Source organism: Arenibacter lacus (genome assembly GCF_008711145.1).
GTDB lineage: Bacteria > Bacteroidota > Bacteroidia > Flavobacteriales > Flavobacteriaceae > Arenibacter > Arenibacter amylolyticus.
In genome coordinates this window covers 1-592 of sequence record NZ_VVIN01000229.1, presented here as the reverse complement: position 1 = coordinate 592, position 592 = coordinate 1, and the positions used below count along the sequence as shown (strand labels likewise).

1 pseudogene is annotated in these 592 nt (G+C 39.7%); it reads left to right on the top strand.

The window, feature by feature from the left end:
* A pseudogene (locus F1E73_RS17285) lies at positions 1 to 146 on the top strand (gluconate 2-dehydrogenase subunit 3 family protein); the annotation flags it as partial.
* Between the last annotated feature and the right edge of the window lie 446 nt (positions 147 to 592).

The following is a 592-nucleotide window of genomic DNA, read 5'->3' as shown; positions in this document are numbered from 1 at the left end:
CACCCAATGTTTGGGACGGTGTTCCAGAAGATGTCCTGGAGCAGCACGGAGTGGCCTATGATCCAGAATGGATTGCCAAATGTATAGATCAAAGCAAGCGAAATGTGATTGCCGAGTGGGATGAACACGGTAATCTATTGACCTAATACCTACTGGAATTTAAATTGGATAAACCCCGGAGGCATTTGCCTTCGGGGTTTCTTGTTGATGTAGTTTCAAAGAAGCCAATGCTTATCTCTTTCCTTTTTGCGAGCAACCTGCCCGTATCTAAGCTTTAGAGTAGGTGCAGGATTCATAGACTGAATAATTGAATAGCTCCATGATTTATAACAAGGATAAATAGAGGCTTACAATTCGACTTTAGCCGAACATTTAAAAGCTTCCCATCTAGTGTGGTTTTTAAATTAACTCATAGCTACATTTTCACATTAACCCATTTCCAAATCTCCAAATCACACAATTAGCTAGCGACCCTGCTCTTACGAGTGTGATTTCTCAATCGTTGCGAAAAGCAACTCATTTCGAAATGACTGAAAACCCATTTTCAAATCAACACATCTCCAAATTTTCAAATTAACCCATTGCTACATTT